Raw genomic sequence first — 15,639 nt, forward strand, 5'->3', positions numbered from 1 at the left:
TGCCGCGCGCCTGTGGTAACGTGCGTTTCCTTTTATGCGCCTCCTCACATGAATAACAAACTGACCGGCATCGCCATCGCCGCCGCCATCGCGGCAGCGCTGGCGTTCGTGTACTGGCCGGCGCCCGACGGCGATGCGGCCCAGGTGGCGGCCGGTGGCCCAGCCGCACCGCAGGGCCGCAGCCTGGCCTCGTATTTCAATCTGGATGCCGTGCCCGTGCCTGCCGCGGCGCCCGTGCCCGTCACCCTGGCGCAGCAGCTGGCACGCCTGGCGGCCAGCGGCAAGCCGGAAGACGCGTATGCGGCGTATAACCTGCTCGACGATTGCATCGTCTTCCAGCGCGAAAGCCGCTTGCCGGGGCTGGAATTCGAGCTGGGGCGCGAGATGACGGCGGAAGAAAAAGCCGCCCAGCAGCAGCTGTGCGCGGGCTTGACGCAGCGCCAGCGCGAGGACCGCCTCGGCTACCTGGCCGCCGCCGCGCAGGGCGGCGTGCCGGGTGCGGCCACCATCTTCCTGTCGGAAGGGCCGTTCGGCGACCGCAGCGCGCTGCGCAACCGTCCCGACGATCCGCTGGTGCAGGCGTGGAAGCGGCAAGCCATCGCCCAGCTGACGGCGCAGGCGGACGAGGCGGAACTCTCGAGTGTGTCGACCCTGATGATGGCGTATCTGCGCGATGGCGAGGTGGTGCAGAAAGATGCGCCGCAAGCATATGGCTACCTGCTGGCGCTGCGCCAGGTCTACGACGACATCCTCGCGCCCGGCGTCACGAATCCCTACCAGGATGAATATTGGCATTGGCTGCAGGCGGAACTGACGCCGGAGCAGCAAGCGGCGGCCGCCGCGAAGGCGCAAGCCATCGTGGCGAAATACCGCCAGCATACGGGACGTCCCGCGCACGGTTGAAGGGCAGGGCGGCTGCGCCTTGCCGGGGGATGGCTGTTAATTAGGGGGAATCAGCCGATGACGACGCGGCGGCTGGCCGTGTTCGTCGTCGGTTGGCCGCTGGGGCCGTAGAAATTGCCGCTCTGGGCCGGGGGGCGCATGGCGTTCAGGGCGCCTTGCGTGTGCAGCATGTGCTTGTTGACGAGCAGGCTGTTCAGGCGGTTCTGCTCTTTCGCTTCGCGCGTGGTCTCGAGCAGGGCTTTCCACAGCGATGCCGCCTCGGCCTCGCTGGCGCCGACCAGCCAGTCTTCCATGCCCGCTTCGGCGGCCGTAAAGCCGGCTGCCGCCAGCGCCTGGTGGCGTTGCGCCGCCAGCTGGCTCAATTGTCCCACCAGTGCCGTCTTGCGTACGGTGAGCTCCGCGATTGCATCGATGTCAGCGGCAACCAGATGCCGCTGTTCTTCTTTCATCAATGCCAGCAATGTGGTCATGAGCTGTTGCTCGTCGCGCAGGCTGGAAAACGGAGTCACTGATTGCATGAGGGAACCTATCTATTTCGTGAGTGCAGCAAGTCCTTGACTGTGTCGAGGAGACCGTCCGCCACTTTTTCAGAGTTGACCTGGAACTGGCCGTCGGCGATCGCCAGCTTGATGCGCTCGACTTTTTTCGTGTCGAACACGGCGCCGCTGCCGGCAGTTGCACTGGCCGCTAATGCCTGTCCTTGCGGCGACAGGCGTACATTGTCCGACGTCGTCGGTGTTGCTTGGGCTTTCTCGGCATTCCGGGCGCCGGAGGTACTCGCGGGCGCCACCGGCAGGCCGGGATTGCTTTTAATGGTGTTGTCGGTAATTTTCACAGCGTGATCCTCGTCTGGTCGAAGTCAAAAAACTCCGGGATATGTGTCATTATCGGCACCTTCTTCCGAAACTTTAGTGCGCCAGACCACAATATCGCTGTCCATCCGTGTTTAAAAAGCGACCTCCACCATGCCTCCAGCCCGCGCCACGCCGCTGATCTGCTGGCCGCTTTGCGTGCGCACCTGCACCGTCTGGCCGTCGCCGGCGCTGCCGATGGCGCGTCCTTCTGATGCCACTTGGAAACCGTTGCCACTGGAAACGACGCGTACCAGCTGGCCCTGCATCACCACGGGCTTGCGGCGCAGGGTGTCGAGGCGCATCGGCGTGCCTGGCGGCAAGGAAATATTCGTGCTGGCGCCCACCACCTGGGCCATGTCGGTGGCGATGCCTGCCGGCAATGCGGCCAGGTCGCCCTGCATCGTCACCAGCTGGCTGGCGTCGATGGCTTGCCCTTGCGCCAACGGTACGGCGCTGGCCACGTAGTCGCCCACGACGGCCACGTTGGCTTGCAGGTAGATCGTCCAGTTGCTTGGTGCCGTGCAGCGCACGCCCACGGTGGTCTTGCCCCAGGCGCGGGCGCCCGGCGCCATGAATGCCTGCGGCGCGGGGCAGGCGGCCAGGTTCAGGCGCGGATCGACGGCACCGACGGTGATCGTCACCTTGCCCGGCAAGCCGTTGCTTTGCACTTGCAGGAACTGTTCCACGCTGTTGCGCAGCGCTTCCTGCGTTTGCCGGCCGGCGTTTTGCGCCTGGGCCAGCAATGGCAGGGCGGCGAGGGCAAGAAGGAAAGCAAGCGGTGTTTTCATGGTGATAGGCCTCTGGAATAGTGCCATGATAGTGCGCGCCGCCCCGTTCGAAGCGCCGATTAAGGGGTAAAAGTACGGTCTGATCCGGCGATGGCCATGCCGGTGCGCGCCGTACTATGTTTCCTGTCATCACTATACCGCCATCCTTCCGCCATCTCGGGCGCCAGTGGCAGATCTTTCCGGAGCCTGACATGATAGGGAAACTCGACGATTACATGCGCTTCAACGAGACGGCGCTGAGCCTGCGCTCGACGCGCCAGGAATTGCTCGCCTCGAATATCGCCAATGCCGACACGCCCAACTACAAGGCGCGCGATGTCGATTTCGCCGCCGCGCTGAAGGGCGCGATGGCGCGCAAGGACGGCGTGCCGCCCGCCCTGAAGGGCACGGCGCCGCAGCATATGCCGGGCAAGGGCGTGGCCGCAGCTGCGGGCGCACCCGGTGGCGGCAAGGTCGAGACCCTGGCCGACGGCACGCCGCTGCTGTACCGCGCGCCGGCCCAGGGGGCCGTCGATGGCAATACGGTGGACATGGACCTCGAACGCAACGCCTTTGCCGACAACGCCATCCGCTACGAAGCGGCCGTGACGTTCCTCAACTCGCAGATCAAGGGCATGCTGACGGCCATCCAGGGAGGACAATAATCATGTCGCTATTTAATATCTTCAATGTTTCCGGTTCGGCCATGAGCGCCCAGGCGCAGCGCCTGAACACGGTGGCCAGCAACCTGGCCAATGCCGACAGCGCCACCAGCGCCACGGGCGAAGCCTACCGCGCCAAGCAGGTGGTGTTCGAGGCCGTGCCCATGGCCAACGGCGCCACGGCCGTCAAGGTGCAGAAGGTGATCGAAGACCCGTCGCCGATGAAGCTGGTCTACGACCCGAAGAACCCGCTGGCCGACGAGAAGGGCTACGTCACCATGCCCAACGTGAATACGGTCGACGAAATGGTCAACATGCTGTCGGCCTCGCGCTCGTACCAGACCAACGTGGAAACCATGAACGCGGCCAAGTCGCTGCTCCTGAAAACCCTCACCCTTGGCCAATAAGGCTGATTGATCATTATGGCAACCATCGATACGAGCAACACCGTCACCACCGACCTGATGGCGACGATGAATCCGAAGAAGACGACGGCCGAGGCAGGCAGTGTCGAAGCGGAAACGAACAAATTCCTCACGCTGCTGGTCACCCAGCTGAAAAACCAGGACCCGATGAATCCGCTGGACAATGCGCAGCTGACCAGCCAGCTGGCGCAGCTGTCCACGGTGACGGGCGTCAATAAGCTCAACACGACCCTGGAAACCCTGAAGGCCAGTTACCAGCAAGCTGAATCGATGCAGGCGGCCAACATCATCGGCCATGGCGTGTTGACGGCAGGCAAGGACATCAACCTGAGCAAGAGCGCCGCGCTGCTGGGCGTGGACCTGGCCACGGCTGCCGACAAGGTCAAGGTCACCATCTACAAGGATGGCAAGGAAGTCCATTCCATCGACCTGGGCGCGCAGCCGGCGGGCACCTTGCCGCTGGGCTGGAACGGTTCCACCGCCGACCTGGACAAGGATGGCAAGCCCATCGTGCTGGCCGACGGCGCCTACACCTTCGCGGTGGAAGCCACGCGCGGCGGTACCAAGCTCAAGGATGCGACGGCGCTGATGTTCGGTTCCGTCGCCAGCGTGTCGACGGGCGCCAATGGTGTGAAATTGAATGTGCCGGGCGTGGGCAGCATCACCATGGCCGATGTGAAACAGATTCTGTAAGCCGCTTCCCCTTAGCGTGACCCTCTACCCCTAATTTCTACCAGGAGAACACAATGTCTTTCCAACAAGGCCTGAGCGGCTTGAATGGCGCCGCCAAATCGCTGGACGTCATCGGCAACAACATCGCCAACTCGTCGACCGTGGGGTTCAAGCAGTCGCAGGCCCAGTTCGCCGACATTTATGCCAACTCGCTGTATGGCGTGGGCGGCAACCAGGCGGGGATCGGCGTGTCGGTCTCGCAAATCGCCCAGCAATTCAACCAGGGTAACCTGGAAACGTCGTCGAATCCCCTGGACATCGCCATCAATGGCGGCGGCTTCTTCCGTACCAGCGTCAACGGCGCCGTCCAGTACTCGCGCAATGGCCAGTTTCAGGTCGACAAGAGCGGCTTCATCGTCAACGCCCAGCTGGCGCAGCTGACCGGCTATGCGGCCGACGCCAACGGCAAGATCGTGGCCGGCGCCGTCGTGCCCCTGCAGATCGACCAGTCGGACATGAAACCCCAGGCAACGACCAAGATCGACACGCAAGTCAACCTCAATTCGAACACGGCCATGCCGACCACGGTGCCGTTCAAGTCGACGGACGACACGTCGTACAGCAAGTCGTTCCCCGTCGAAGTCTTCGATTCGCTGGGCAATTCCCACATCATGTCGAATTTCTACGTCAAGACGGGCACCAACACCTGGGACGTCTACTCGGCCGTTGACGGCACGGAAGTAACCAGCATGAAGGCCGCGGCGGCCCTGCAGACGGACCCTGCCTCGCTGGCCGCGCGCGCCGCCTACCAGGCCGCCGCCACGGCCGTGCCGCTGGTGCCGGCCAACGTGACGGCCGCCGCCGTCGCCTATGGCAATGCGGTCGGTGCCGCCGTCTCGGCTGCTGCCGCCGCCGCAGGCGCCACGCCGGCGCAGCTGGCCGCCATCGCCGCCACCTACGGCAGCGCCGTGCCGAACGGCGTCAACTCGAGCCGCACGCCCGACCAGATCGACGCGGCCATCCGCGCCGTGACCGTGGTGCCAGCCATCAAGACCGGTTCGCTGGTCTTCAACACGGTCGGCAGCCTGGACCGGGCCGCCATGCTGGCCCTGACGCCGCCGCAAACCTTGCCCGTCACCGTCAACCTGCCGATCTTCCCCGCCACGGGCGCGAATGCGACCCTGTCGGTGCAGGTCGATTTCAGCAAATCGACCCAGCTGGGCACGGCCACGGCGGAAAAGAAAACGGAAGCGGACGGCTACAAGGCGGGTCAATTGAGCCAATTCATCGTCGGCGACGACGGCGTCATCCAGGGCCAGTACAACAATGGCAAGACGCGCGCGCTGGGCCAGGTGGTGTTGAGCAACTTTACCAACCCGAACGGCCTGGAACCGCTGGGCAACAACGCCTGGGTGGAAAGCTCGGCTTCGGGCAAGCCCATCACGGGCGAGCCGAAGACTGGCACCCTGGGCAACTTGCGCGCCTCGGCCGTGGAAGTGTCGAACGTCGACCTGACGGCAGAGCTGGTCAACATGATCACGGCCCAGCGCGCCTACCAGGCAAATGCGCAGACCATCAAGACGCAGGATTCCGTCCTGCAAACCCTGGTCAACCTGCGTTAATAGTACCGGGGTCAGACCCGCCGGGTCTGACCCCAGCTTTCTGTCTTGGGTTGAAAGCAACAGGAGAAATAAAACATGGACCGTCTCATCTACACCGCCGGCTCGGGCGCCAAGCACATCCTGGACAAGCAGGCGACCACGGCGAACAACCTGGCGAACGCCACCAGCACGGGTTTCCGTGCTCAGCTCGACTCGTTCCGTGCCGTGCCCGTGGTGGCCGACGGCATGATGCCCACGCGCGCCTTTGTCGTCGATTCGACGGTCGGTTCCGATTTCACGCAAGGTCCCATGCAGCACACGGGCCGCGCGCTCGACGTGGCCGTGGAAAACGGCGGCTGGATCGCCGTGCAGTCGGCCGACGGGTCCGAAGCCTACACGCGCAACGGCGCCTTGAAACTCAATGAAAACGGCATGCTGCAGACGCAGTCGGGCCTGATGGTGCAGGGCGATACGGGCCCGCTGGCCATCCCGCCCGGCGTGACGGTGGCCATCAGCGGCGACGGCACGGTGGGCACGATTTCCACGGACGTGCCGCCGGGGCCGTCGACGGTGCTGGGACGCATCAAGCTGGTCAACCCGCCCGAGCAGCAACTGGTGCGCGGCGACGACGGCTTGTTCCGCCTGAAGGATGGCACGGTCGCGCAGGCGGACCAGGCCGTCAAACTGACGACGGGCGCGCTGGAAGGCAGCAATGTCAGCCCCGTCGACTCCATGGTCAGCATGATTGCCCTGGCGCGCCAGTTCGAAACGCAAATGAGTTTATTGAAGAATGCCGAGAATAACGCGGCGAAAGCCACCCAGATCCTCGCTTTGAATTGATAGGGGCCACCGCATAATGGTCACATAGAAATAGTCTACAGGGCTGGTAAGCGCTGTTATTGGAGAAAAATCATGATTCGTTCCCTTTGGATTGCCAAAACCGGCCTGGAAGCGCAGCAGACGCAGATGGATGTGATCGCCAATAACCTGGCCAACGTCAGCACCACGGGCTTCAAGAAGTCGCGCGCCGTGTTTGAAGACTTGCTGTATCAAAATGTGCGCCAGCCGGGCGCGCAATCGTCGCAGCAAACCCAGCTGCCATCGGGCTTGCAGATCGGCACCGGCGTGCGCACGGTGGCAACCGAACGCATCCATACGCAGGGCAATCCCCAGGCATCGGGCAATTCGCGCGACGTGATGGTCAACGGCACGGGCTTCTTCCAGGTGCTGATGCCGGACGGCGCCACCGCCTACACGCGCGACGGCTCGTTCCAGACGGACAGCAACGGCCAGCTCGTCACTTCCGAAGGCTTTGTCATCCAGCCCGCCATCACCGTGCCCACCAATGCGCTGAGCCTGACCGTGGCGCGCGACGGCACCGTTTCCGTCACCTTGCCCGACACCGTGGCGCCATCGCAGATCGGCTCGCTGCAACTGACCACCTTCGTCAATCCGGCCGGCCTGGAATCGAAGGGCGAAAACCTGTACATGGAAACGGGTGCCTCCGGCGTGGCGCAAACCAACACCCCGGGCACCAACGGCGCCGGCGTGCTGATGCAGGGCTATATCGAAACCTCGAACGTCAACGTGGCCGAGGAAATGGTCAACATGATCCAGACGCAGCGCGCCTACGAGATCAACAGCAAGGCCATCACCACATCCGACCAGATGCTGCAGAAATTGTCGCAACTTTAATTTTCATAGTCGTCATGCCATCCGCCGCCGGATGGCAGCGGAGGTCCGTCATGCAATACCCCATCATCGCCCTGTTGTCCGCAGTCCTGTTGTCCGGCTGCGCCATCACGCCCACCTCGATCGTGCAATACCCGACCACCACGCGCGCGCCGATGCCGGAACCCGTGGTCGTCAACAACGGTTCCATCTACCAGCCGTCGACCTACCGTCCTGCCTTCGAAGACCGCCGCGCGCGCCACGTGGGCGACACCATGACGATCGCCATCACCGAGCGCACGAATGCCGTCAAGGCGGGCGCCAGTTCCGGCAACAAGTCGGGCAGCGTGGGCTTCAGTACGCCCGGCATCGCCCAGGGCCGCTTCGGCGGCACCGTGGCGGCGAATGGCGCAACGAAATTTGCCGACGGCGACAACCAGTCCGCCAGCAACACCTTTTCCGGCACCATCGGCGTGACGGTGATCGAGGTATTGCCTAATGGTAATCTCATCGTCGCCGGCGAGAAACAGATCGCCATGAACAAGGGCACGGAATTCATCCGCTTCTCGGGCATGGTCAATCCGGACACGATCGGCATCGGCAACGTCGTGCCGTCGACCCAGGTGGCCGATGCGCGCGTCGAGTACCGCACCAACAGCCAGATCGACCGTGCGGAAATGGCGTCGATGGCTTCGCGCTTCTTCCTCAGCCTGTTGCCGTTCTGATCATGGCGACCTCGACCTTTCCCCGTTTCCTGGCCATCGCCGGCCTCGCTTGCGCCCTGCTGGCGCCCGTGGCGCAGGCCGAGCGCATCAAGGACCTGGCCAGCATTGCCGGCGTGCGCCAGAATCAGCTGATGGGCTATGGCCTCGTCGTCGGCCTCGACGGCAGCGGCGACCAGACCACGCAAACCCCGTTCACCATCCAGAGCGTGGCCGCCATGCTGCAGCAACAGGGCATTAACTTGCCGCAAGGTACCAGTTTGCAGCTGAAAAACGTGGCCGCCGTGATGGTGACGACGGCCTTGCCCGCGTTTGCCCAGCCGGGCCAGCTGCTCGACGTGACGGTGTCGTCGATGGGCAATGCGAAAAGCTTGCGCGGCGGCACTTTGCTGATGACGCCGCTGAAGGGCGCCGATGGCCAGGTGTATGGCATGGCGCAGGGCAACGTGCTGGTGGGCGGCGTGGGCGCGCAGGCGGCCGGCAGCTCCGTCGTCATCAATCACCTGAGCGTGGGCCGCATCTCGGGCGGCGCCACTGTCGAGCGCACCGTGCCCACGGTACTGGGCGCCAACAATACGATACGCCTGGAATTGAACGCCACCGATTTCGCCACCGCCAGCCGCGTGGTCGACGCCATCAACAGCCGCTACGGCGCCGGCACGGCCGCCGCGCTCGACGGCCGCGTGATCCAGGTGCAGTCGCCTGGCGGCAGCGACCAGCGCGTGGCCTTCCTGGGCCAGCTGGAAAGCATCGAAGTCAATCCGGCCCGCCTGGCCGCCAAGGTCATCATGAATGCGCGCACGGGTTCCGTCGTGATGAACCAGTCCGTGACCCTGGAAACATGTGCCATTTCGCACGGCAACCTGTCCGTCACCATCAATGTGGAGCCGCAGGTGAGCCAGCCGCCGCCATTGTCGGGCGGGCGCACGGTGGTCACGCAGACGGCGCAGATCGATATCAAGAAGGAACCGGGCAAGGTCATGCTGGTCAAGGGCGGCGCTTCGCTGTCGGACGTGGTGAAAGCCCTCAATGCCATCGGCGCCTCGCCGCAAGACTTGCTGGCCATCCTGCAGGCGATGAAGGCGGCCGGTTCGCTGCGCGCCGAACTTGAAATCATTTGATGGACACGCCATGATCAGTCAAACCGACCTCAGCAATACCGCCGCCTATGACGTGAAAGGCATGGATGGCTTGCGCCAGTCCGCCAAGGCGAAGGACCCTGCCGCCCTGAAAGAGGCAGCCACGCAATTCGAAGCCATGTTCATCAACATGATGATGAAAAGCATGCGCGAAGCCACGCCGCAGGACGGCATCATGGATAGCCAGCAAAGCAAGATGTACACCTCGATGCTGGACCAGCAGACGAGCCAGAACCTGGCCAAGCGGGGCACGGGCCTGGCGGACGTGCTGATCCGCCAGCTGTCGTCGTCGAACCAGGCGCTGGCCGCCGATGGCGCCGAAGCGCCGTCGCCCCGCTCGTCGAGCATGGCGCAGGCGCTGGCGGCCTTCCGCCAGCAGCAGGGCGCCCTGGGCGACGGCGCAGCCGGCGCCACCACCGGTAAAACCTTGAGCGACAAGGCCAATGCCACGCAGGCGCCGCATGTGCGCGCCTTCCAGGAAAAGCTGGGCGTGCATGCGGAAGAAGCCAGCCGCACCACGGGCATCCCGGCCAAGTTCATGCTGGGCCAGGCCGCGCTGGAAACGGGCTGGGGTAAGCGCGAAATCATCAGCCGCGACGGCAGCAGCAGCCACAACCTGTTTGGCATCAAGGCGACAAGCGACTGGAAGGGCAAGGTCACGGAAGCCGTCACCACCGAATATGTGAATGGCAAGGCGCAGCGCAAGGTGGAAAAATTCCGCGCCTACGACAGCTACGCGGACAGCTTCAAGGATTATGCGCAGTTGATTACCAACAACAAACGCTACGAGAAAGTATTGGCCAGCGCGGGCGACGCCAGCACGTTCGCCCAGGGCTTGCAGAAAGCCGGCTATGCGACGGACCCGAATTATGCTGCCAAACTGACAAAGATTATCAAGAATTCGCTGGTCGGCTGACGCCCCGCCGTGCCCCCGTGCAGGCCGCGCGCTTCAAGTTTTCGCCGCGACTGCCGTAAATACTTTTGACGGTAACCAATAAGACACCATGACTTCGAATCTACTCAGCATCGGTAAGAGCGGTTTGCTTGCAGCGCAGGTGGGCCTGTCGACGACCGGGCATAACATCACCAATGCCAACGTGGACGGTTACAACCGCCAGGTGGTGCTGCAGCAGACGGCGCAGTTCAACAATGCCGGGTATGGCTTTGTGGGCAATGGTACCGAGGTATCGCAAGTCAAGCGCCAGTACGACGGTTTCATGGCGGCCCAGGTGAATGGCGCGCAGGCGACCACCAGTTCGCTCGACGCCTATTACACGCAGATCACCCAGATCGACAATATGCTGGCCGACCCCACGGCCGGGCTGTCGCCGGCAATGGCCGACTTCTTCAAGGGCGTGCAGGATTTCAGCTCGAATCCCTCGTCCGTCTCGTCGCGCCAGGCATTGTTGTCGAGCGCAAATTCGCTGACCGCGCGCTTCCAGGGCCTCAGCGCGCGCCTGACGGAAATCGGCGACGGCGTCAATTCGCAGATCACCTCGAACGTGAAGGTGATCAACTCCTACGCCAAGCAGATCGCGGAACTTAATACCGCGATTACCAACCTGACCGTGAATGAAAGCAATCAGCCCAACGATCTGCTGGACCAGCGCGACCAACTGATCACGGAGCTGAACAAATACGTCAAGGCAACGGTCCAGCCGGGCGCCGGCAACACGATCTCCGTCTCGATCGGCTCGGGCCAGCCGCTGGTGGTGGGCGACAAGAATTTTGAACTGGCCACCACGCCGTCGCCGACGGACCCGAACCGCCTGGACGTGGGCTATGTGACGGGCTCGAGCGTCACCAAGCTGTCGGAAAGTTCCCTCAGCGGCGGTGCGCTGGGCGGCTTGCTGGAATTCCGCAGCGGCAGCCTGGACCGCATCCAGAATTCGCTGGGCAAGGTCGCCATCGCGCTGGCCTCCACCTTCAACGAGCAGCACAAGCTGGGCCAGGACTTGAATGGCGACATGGGGGGCGACTTCTTCAAGCTGCCCGATCCCGTCATCGGCGCCGACTACCGCAACAACGCGACCAGCACGACGGCGCTATCGGCCAAGGTCAGCGATCCGACCAAGCTGACGGCCAGCGATTATGCCGTCAAGTATGACGGTACGAATTATGTGGTGACGCGCCAGAGCGACGGCGCGAAAACGACCATCAATCCGTATCCGCAAACGGTGCCGCAAACCATCGACGGCGTGGATTTCTCGATCACGGGCACGGCTGCCGAAGGCGACAACTTCATGGTCCGGCCCACGGCCCACGGCGCTTCCGACCTGGCCGTGGCGATTACCGACCGCAACAAGCTGGCCGCCGGCGCGCCGATCGCCACGGGTGCGCCCGTCAGCAACACGGGCAGCGGCAAGCTGGGCGCAGGCAGCGTGGACAAGGCGTATTTGACGCCTGGCAACGCCTTGACGGGTACCGTCACCTTGACATATGACAAGGCGACCACTTCGCTGTCCGGTTTTCCTGCGGGCCAGGCCGTGACGGTGAAAGGCTTGAACGGCGCCACCACCACGTATCCGGCCGGCACGGCGAATATCCCGTACACGGAAGGCGACAGCTTCAGCTTTGGCGGCATCAACGTCAACCTGACGGGCGCGCCCGCGCAGGGCGATAAATTCACCATTGCGCCGAACTCGGGCGGCGTGGGCGACAACCGCAATGCCGCCTTGCTGGCGGGCTTGCAGACGAAAAACATTCTCGACGGGGGCAAGGCCACGTTCCAGGGTTCGTACGCGGAAACCGTCAGCTATGTGGGCAACAAGACGCGCGAAGTGCAGGTCAGCGGCCTGGCTAGTCTTGCATTGTTGCAGCAAACCAGCACGCAGCAGCAGGCCGTTTCCGGCGTCAACCTCGATGAAGAGGCGGCCAATTTGCTGCGCTACCAGCAAGCCTACCAGGCTTGCGGCAAGGTCATGCAGATCGCCAGCACCCTGTTCGACGTGGTCATCGGCCTCGGACGTTAATTATTCAAGCGGCGGCGCCTAGCGCCCCGCCGCCATCAGGAAGGGCAGCATCATGCGCATCAGTACCAAAATGATCTATGACGCGGGCAGCACGCAGCTGAACAATCTGCAGGGCGCGCTGAACCGCACTCAAATGCAACTGTCGGCGAACCGCCGCAACCTGACGCCGGCCGACGACCCGATTGCGTCGGCGCGCGCGCTGGAAGTGACGCAGTCGCAATCGATCAATACGCAGTTCGTGACGAACCGCTCGAACGCCAAGAATTTCCTGTCGCAGGAAGAGCTGGCGCTGGCCAGCACCACCTCGCTGATCGCCGACGTGCAGGAGCTGGTGTTGAAGGCCGGCAATCCGGCATTGAAGGATATCGACCGCCAGAGCCTGGCCACGGAGCTGAAGGGGCGCCTGACGGACCTGATGGGCATCGCCAACACGTCCGACAACGCGGGCGGCTATCTGTTCGGCGGCTACAAGTCGACGACGCAACCGTTCAGCCAGACGCCAGGCGGCGCCACCTATGTGGGCGACCAGGGCCAGCGCGAGCTGCAGGTGGGCTCGGCCCGCTACCTGGCCACCAGCGACTCGGGCGCGGCCGTGTTCGAAAACAATTTGACGGGCAACGGCAAGTTCACCACGGCCCCCGATCCGGGCAACTTTACGCGCGGCGGCGCCGGCATCATTTCCGGCGGCACCGTGACCGATCCCTCCAAGTTGACGGGGCATAAGTACTCGATCGATTTCCAGGTGACGGGTACGGGCACCGCTGCCGTCACGACCTATACCGTGACGGACGTGACCCTGGGCCAGACCATCCCGAATCCGGCCGTGCCCGTGGCCTACAAGTCTGGCGATGCCATCAACTTTGACGGCCAGCAAGTCAATGTCGCGGGCAAGCCGGCCGACCTGGACAAGTTCACCCTGGAGCCCAGCGGCAAGGAATCGATCTTTACCACCATCACCAATCTGATCGGCGCGCTGGGCCAGCCGGCCTCGGGCGACGCGGGGCAGGCGCGCCTGACGGCCAGCCTGAACGCGGCGCACGATATCCTCGATACGGCCTACGACAATGTGCTGTCCGTGCGCGCGGAAGTCGGTTCGCGGCTGAAGGAACTCGACACGCTCGACAGCGCGGGCGACGACCTCGACCTGCAATATGCGAGCACCCTGTCGGGCTTGCAGGACCTGGACATGGTGAAGGCGATTTCCCTGTTCAGCCAGCAGCAGATCACCTTGCAGGCGGCGCAGAAATCGTTCACTTCCATGTCGGGTCTGTCGCTGTTCAATTACATCAGCTGAGCGGTCCGCACCGTCAGGACGGCTGGCAAGCCGGGGCAGGGAGCCGTCTCCCGCCCCGGCTTTTTTGCGCCCGCAAGATGGTCATTCTGCCAATATATGCAGGCAAACTGTGCAGTCTACCTGTATATATGTTATAGTAGAGGCCCTTGATCCACCACACGGCAAGCATGAGCACCCAACAAGAAGACCACGACGGCCACGAACAGGTACTGCAACTGGCCGGCGAATTGCGCATCCTCATCGGCAAGCTGCGCCGCCGCCTGCGCGAGGAAGCGCACCTGGGCGATGTCAGCATGTCGCAGGCATCCGTGCTCAGCCGTCTCGAACGCGACGGCCCGGCCACGGCCAGCAGCCTGGCGCGCGCCGAAGGCATGCGGCCCCAGTCGATGGCCGCCACCGTGCTGGCGCTGACCGAGGCGCAGCTGGTGACGGGCTCGCCTGACCCGGCAGACGGACGCCAGACGATATTGACCCTGACGGACAGCTGCCGCATCTGGATCGCCGCCAGCCGCGCCGCGCGCGAGGACTGGCTGGCGCGCACCATCGAAACCCGGCTCACGCCGGACGAAGTCGCCGAACTGAACCATGCGGTGGCATTACTCAAACGCTTGGCGGAATGATCCGCTGATGTATTCCACAACCCGGCAAGGAGCCCGCACGCCCAGATGAACAACACATTCCGTTCGCTACGCATACCCAATTACCGTATCTGGGCCGGTGGCGCCCTCGTGTCGAATATCGGCACCTGGATGCAGCGCACGGCGCAGGATTGGCTGGTGCTCAGCGAATTGACGCAGCATAATGCCAGCGCCGTCGGCATCGTCATGGCCTTGCAATTCGGCCCGCAGCTGCTGTTGCTGCCTTTGACGGGCATGGCGGCCGACTTGCTGGACCGCAGGAAATTGCTGCTGTTCACGCAGGCGGCCATGGGTTTGCTGGCGCTGGGCCTGGGCTTGCTGTGCATCAGTGGCCTGGTTCAACTGTGGCATGTGTATGTGTTTGCTTTCCTGCTGGGCTGCGTGACGGCCTTCGATTCGCCCGTGCGCCAGACGTTCGTGGCCGAAATCGTCGGCGAGGAAGACCTGACGAATGCCGTGGCCCTCAATTCCACCTCGTTCAATGCGGCGCGCATGCTGGGCCCGGCCGTGGCCGGCTTGCTCATCAGCAGCGTCGGCAGCGGCTGGGTCTTCATCATCAACGCCGTCTCGTTTGCGGCTGTGATCGGTTCGCTGTTGCTGCTGCGCGTGGAATTGCTGCGCCGCGCGCCGCGCCTGAAGGCCACGCGGGCCAGCCTGGGCGACGGTTTCCGCTACGTACGCCAGCGGCCCGACCTGATGGCCATCCTGCTGATGCTGTTCCTGATCGGCACCTTCGGCTTGAACTTCCCCATCTTCCTGTCGACCATGTCGGTGACGGCCTTCCATGCGGGCGCGGGCCAGTATGGCGTGCTCAGTTCCGTGATGGCTTGCGGCTCCGTGGCCGGCGCCCTGCTGGCGGCGGGGCGGGGCCAGCCCACCCTGGCCTTGCTGCTGGGAGCGGCAGCGCTGTTCGGCCTGGCTTGCGCGCTGGCTGCCGTGATGCCCAATTACTGGCTGTTCGGCATGATGCTGGTGGTCATCGGCATCGCCGCGCAAACGTTTACCACCAGCGTCAACAGCAGTGTGCAATTGTCGACGGCGCCCGCCATGCGGGGCCGCGTGATGGCCATCGTGCTGGCGATCTCGGCGGGCGGCACGCCGCTGGGCGCGCCTGTCGTGGGCTGGGTGGCCGACACCTTCGGCCCCCGCTGGGCGCTGGGCATCGGCGCCTTGTCGGGCCTGGCTGCCGCGCTCGTCGGCGTGCGCTATCTGGTCAAGCATCAGCAGCTGCGTTTGAATATCGATCCGCGGCGCTGGCGCGTGGCGCTGGGCACCGACCAGCGCTGAGTTAGCGCGCCGGTGCGGCCGGCGGCGCGGGC

The 15,639-nt window shown here is 63.9% G+C and carries 17 protein-coding genes; 14 read left to right on the forward strand and 3 right to left on the reverse strand.

Going from position 1 to position 15,639, the window contains the following annotated elements:
* Positions 1-48 precede the first annotated feature (48 nt).
* Positions 49-903 carry a hypothetical protein gene (locus GCN75_RS25735; RefSeq protein ID WP_152284899.1) on the forward strand — a complete coding sequence of 285 codons (855 nt, stop codon included), beginning with the start codon at positions 49-51 and terminating at the stop codon, positions 901-903.
* A gap of 50 nt (positions 904-953) precedes the next feature.
* On the opposite strand, the gene GCN75_RS25740 is transcribed toward GCN75_RS25735, so the two are convergent.
* The 3 genes from GCN75_RS25740 to flgA form a co-directional block, all read right to left on the reverse strand.
* Positions 954-1,421, reverse strand: a complete 468-nt coding sequence (locus GCN75_RS25740) for a flagella synthesis protein FlgN (RefSeq protein ID WP_152284900.1) — start codon at positions 1,419-1,421, stop codon at positions 954-956.
* Positions 1,422-1,429: 8 nt separating this feature from the next.
* On the reverse strand, positions 1,430-1,738 hold the full coding sequence (flgM, locus tag GCN75_RS25745; RefSeq protein ID WP_034787161.1) for a flagellar biosynthesis anti-sigma factor FlgM: 309 nt from the start codon (positions 1,736-1,738) through the stop codon (positions 1,430-1,432).
* A 111-nt stretch (positions 1,739-1,849) separates the two neighbouring features.
* On the reverse strand, positions 1,850-2,545 hold the full coding sequence (gene flgA, locus GCN75_RS25750) for a flagellar basal body P-ring formation chaperone FlgA (protein ID WP_152284901.1): 696 nt from the start codon (positions 2,543-2,545) through the stop codon (positions 1,850-1,852).
* Positions 2,546-2,736: 191 nt separating this feature from the next.
* On the opposite strand from flgA, the gene flgB reads away from it, so the two are divergent.
* From flgB to GCN75_RS25815, 13 genes are all read left to right on the forward strand, one after another.
* The gene (gene flgB / locus GCN75_RS25755) at positions 2,737-3,189 is read left to right on the forward strand and encodes a flagellar basal body rod protein FlgB (RefSeq protein ID WP_099666855.1); all 453 of its coding nucleotides are present in this window, start codon (positions 2,737-2,739) and stop codon (positions 3,187-3,189) included.
* 2 nt (positions 3,190-3,191) lie between these two features.
* Positions 3,192-3,593, forward strand: a complete 402-nt coding sequence (flgC, locus tag GCN75_RS25760; protein WP_071075845.1) for a flagellar basal body rod protein FlgC — start codon at positions 3,192-3,194, stop codon at positions 3,591-3,593.
* Positions 3,594-3,608: 15 nt separating this feature from the next.
* Complete coding sequence (locus tag GCN75_RS25765) at positions 3,609-4,304, forward strand: flagellar hook assembly protein FlgD (protein WP_152284902.1); 696 nt, start codon at positions 3,609-3,611, stop codon at positions 4,302-4,304.
* Positions 4,305-4,357: 53 nt separating this feature from the next.
* Positions 4,358-5,905: a flagellar hook protein FlgE gene (locus GCN75_RS25770; RefSeq protein ID WP_152284903.1), complete on the forward strand. Its 1,548-nt coding sequence runs from the start codon at positions 4,358-4,360 to the stop codon at positions 5,903-5,905.
* Between the two features lie 75 nt (positions 5,906-5,980).
* Positions 5,981-6,724, forward strand: coding sequence for a flagellar basal body rod protein FlgF (locus tag GCN75_RS25775; RefSeq protein ID WP_152259064.1), 744 nt, complete (start codon positions 5,981-5,983; stop codon positions 6,722-6,724).
* A 72-nt stretch (positions 6,725-6,796) separates the two neighbouring features.
* Positions 6,797-7,579, forward strand: coding sequence for a flagellar basal-body rod protein FlgG (gene flgG / locus GCN75_RS25780; RefSeq protein ID WP_071322383.1), 783 nt, complete (start codon positions 6,797-6,799; stop codon positions 7,577-7,579).
* A gap of 50 nt (positions 7,580-7,629) precedes the next feature.
* Positions 7,630-8,280, forward strand: coding sequence for a flagellar basal body L-ring protein FlgH (locus GCN75_RS25785; protein ID WP_152259063.1), 651 nt, complete (start codon positions 7,630-7,632; stop codon positions 8,278-8,280).
* Positions 8,281-8,282: 2 nt separating this feature from the next.
* Complete coding sequence (locus GCN75_RS25790) at positions 8,283-9,398, forward strand: flagellar basal body P-ring protein FlgI (RefSeq protein WP_152259062.1); 1,116 nt, start codon at positions 8,283-8,285, stop codon at positions 9,396-9,398.
* Between the two features lie 10 nt (positions 9,399-9,408).
* A complete protein-coding gene (gene flgJ / locus GCN75_RS25795; protein WP_152259061.1) occupies positions 9,409-10,332 on the forward strand; it encodes a flagellar assembly peptidoglycan hydrolase FlgJ in 924 nt (307 codons plus the stop codon).
* A gap of 88 nt (positions 10,333-10,420) precedes the next feature.
* Positions 10,421-12,388, forward strand: a complete 1,968-nt coding sequence (gene flgK, locus GCN75_RS25800) for a flagellar hook-associated protein FlgK (RefSeq protein WP_152284904.1) — start codon at positions 10,421-10,423, stop codon at positions 12,386-12,388.
* A gap of 52 nt (positions 12,389-12,440) precedes the next feature.
* A complete protein-coding gene (gene flgL, locus GCN75_RS25805) occupies positions 12,441-13,682 on the forward strand; it encodes a flagellar hook-associated protein FlgL (RefSeq protein ID WP_193317655.1) in 1,242 nt (413 codons plus the stop codon).
* Between the two features lie 167 nt (positions 13,683-13,849).
* A complete protein-coding gene (locus GCN75_RS25810) occupies positions 13,850-14,302 on the forward strand; it encodes a MarR family winged helix-turn-helix transcriptional regulator (RefSeq protein WP_152284905.1) in 453 nt (150 codons plus the stop codon).
* Between the two features lie 45 nt (positions 14,303-14,347).
* Entirely contained in the window at positions 14,348-15,607 is a 1,260-nt protein-coding gene (locus tag GCN75_RS25815) for an MFS transporter (RefSeq protein ID WP_152284906.1), read from the forward strand.
* Positions 15,608-15,639: the final 32 nt, after the last annotated feature.

It is taken from the genome of Janthinobacterium violaceinigrum (assembly GCF_009208555.1).
Taxonomy (GTDB): domain Bacteria; phylum Pseudomonadota; class Gammaproteobacteria; order Burkholderiales; family Burkholderiaceae_D; genus Janthinobacterium; species Janthinobacterium violaceinigrum.

Excerpts from the sequence above, each read along its gene's own strand:
- GCN75_RS25735 (WP_152284899.1), top strand. The coding sequence starts at position 49 with ATGAATAACAAACTGACCGGCATCGCCATCGCCGCCGCCATCGCGGCA.
- GCN75_RS25740 (WP_152284900.1), bottom strand. The coding sequence starts at position 1,421 with ATGCAATCAGTGACTCCGTTTTCCAGCCTGCGCGACGAGCAACAGCTC.
- flgA (WP_152284901.1), bottom strand. The coding sequence starts at position 2,545 with ATGAAAACACCGCTTGCTTTCCTTCTTGCCCTCGCCGCCCTGCCATTG.
- flgB (WP_099666855.1), top strand. The coding sequence starts at position 2,737 with ATGATAGGGAAACTCGACGATTACATGCGCTTCAACGAGACGGCGCTG.
- flgC (WP_071075845.1), top strand. The coding sequence starts at position 3,192 with ATGTCGCTATTTAATATCTTCAATGTTTCCGGTTCGGCCATGAGCGCC.
- GCN75_RS25765 (WP_152284902.1), top strand. The coding sequence starts at position 3,609 with ATGGCAACCATCGATACGAGCAACACCGTCACCACCGACCTGATGGCG.
- GCN75_RS25770 (WP_152284903.1), top strand. The coding sequence starts at position 4,358 with ATGTCTTTCCAACAAGGCCTGAGCGGCTTGAATGGCGCCGCCAAATCG.
- GCN75_RS25775 (WP_152259064.1), top strand. The coding sequence starts at position 5,981 with ATGGACCGTCTCATCTACACCGCCGGCTCGGGCGCCAAGCACATCCTG.
- flgG (WP_071322383.1), top strand. The coding sequence starts at position 6,797 with ATGATTCGTTCCCTTTGGATTGCCAAAACCGGCCTGGAAGCGCAGCAG.
- GCN75_RS25785 (WP_152259063.1), top strand. The coding sequence starts at position 7,630 with ATGCAATACCCCATCATCGCCCTGTTGTCCGCAGTCCTGTTGTCCGGC.
- GCN75_RS25790 (WP_152259062.1), top strand. The coding sequence starts at position 8,283 with ATGGCGACCTCGACCTTTCCCCGTTTCCTGGCCATCGCCGGCCTCGCT.
- flgJ (WP_152259061.1), top strand. The coding sequence starts at position 9,409 with ATGATCAGTCAAACCGACCTCAGCAATACCGCCGCCTATGACGTGAAA.
- flgK (WP_152284904.1), top strand. The coding sequence starts at position 10,421 with ATGACTTCGAATCTACTCAGCATCGGTAAGAGCGGTTTGCTTGCAGCG.
- flgL (WP_193317655.1), top strand. The coding sequence starts at position 12,441 with ATGCGCATCAGTACCAAAATGATCTATGACGCGGGCAGCACGCAGCTG.
- GCN75_RS25810 (WP_152284905.1), top strand. The coding sequence starts at position 13,850 with ATGAGCACCCAACAAGAAGACCACGACGGCCACGAACAGGTACTGCAA.
- GCN75_RS25815 (WP_152284906.1), top strand. The coding sequence starts at position 14,348 with ATGAACAACACATTCCGTTCGCTACGCATACCCAATTACCGTATCTGG.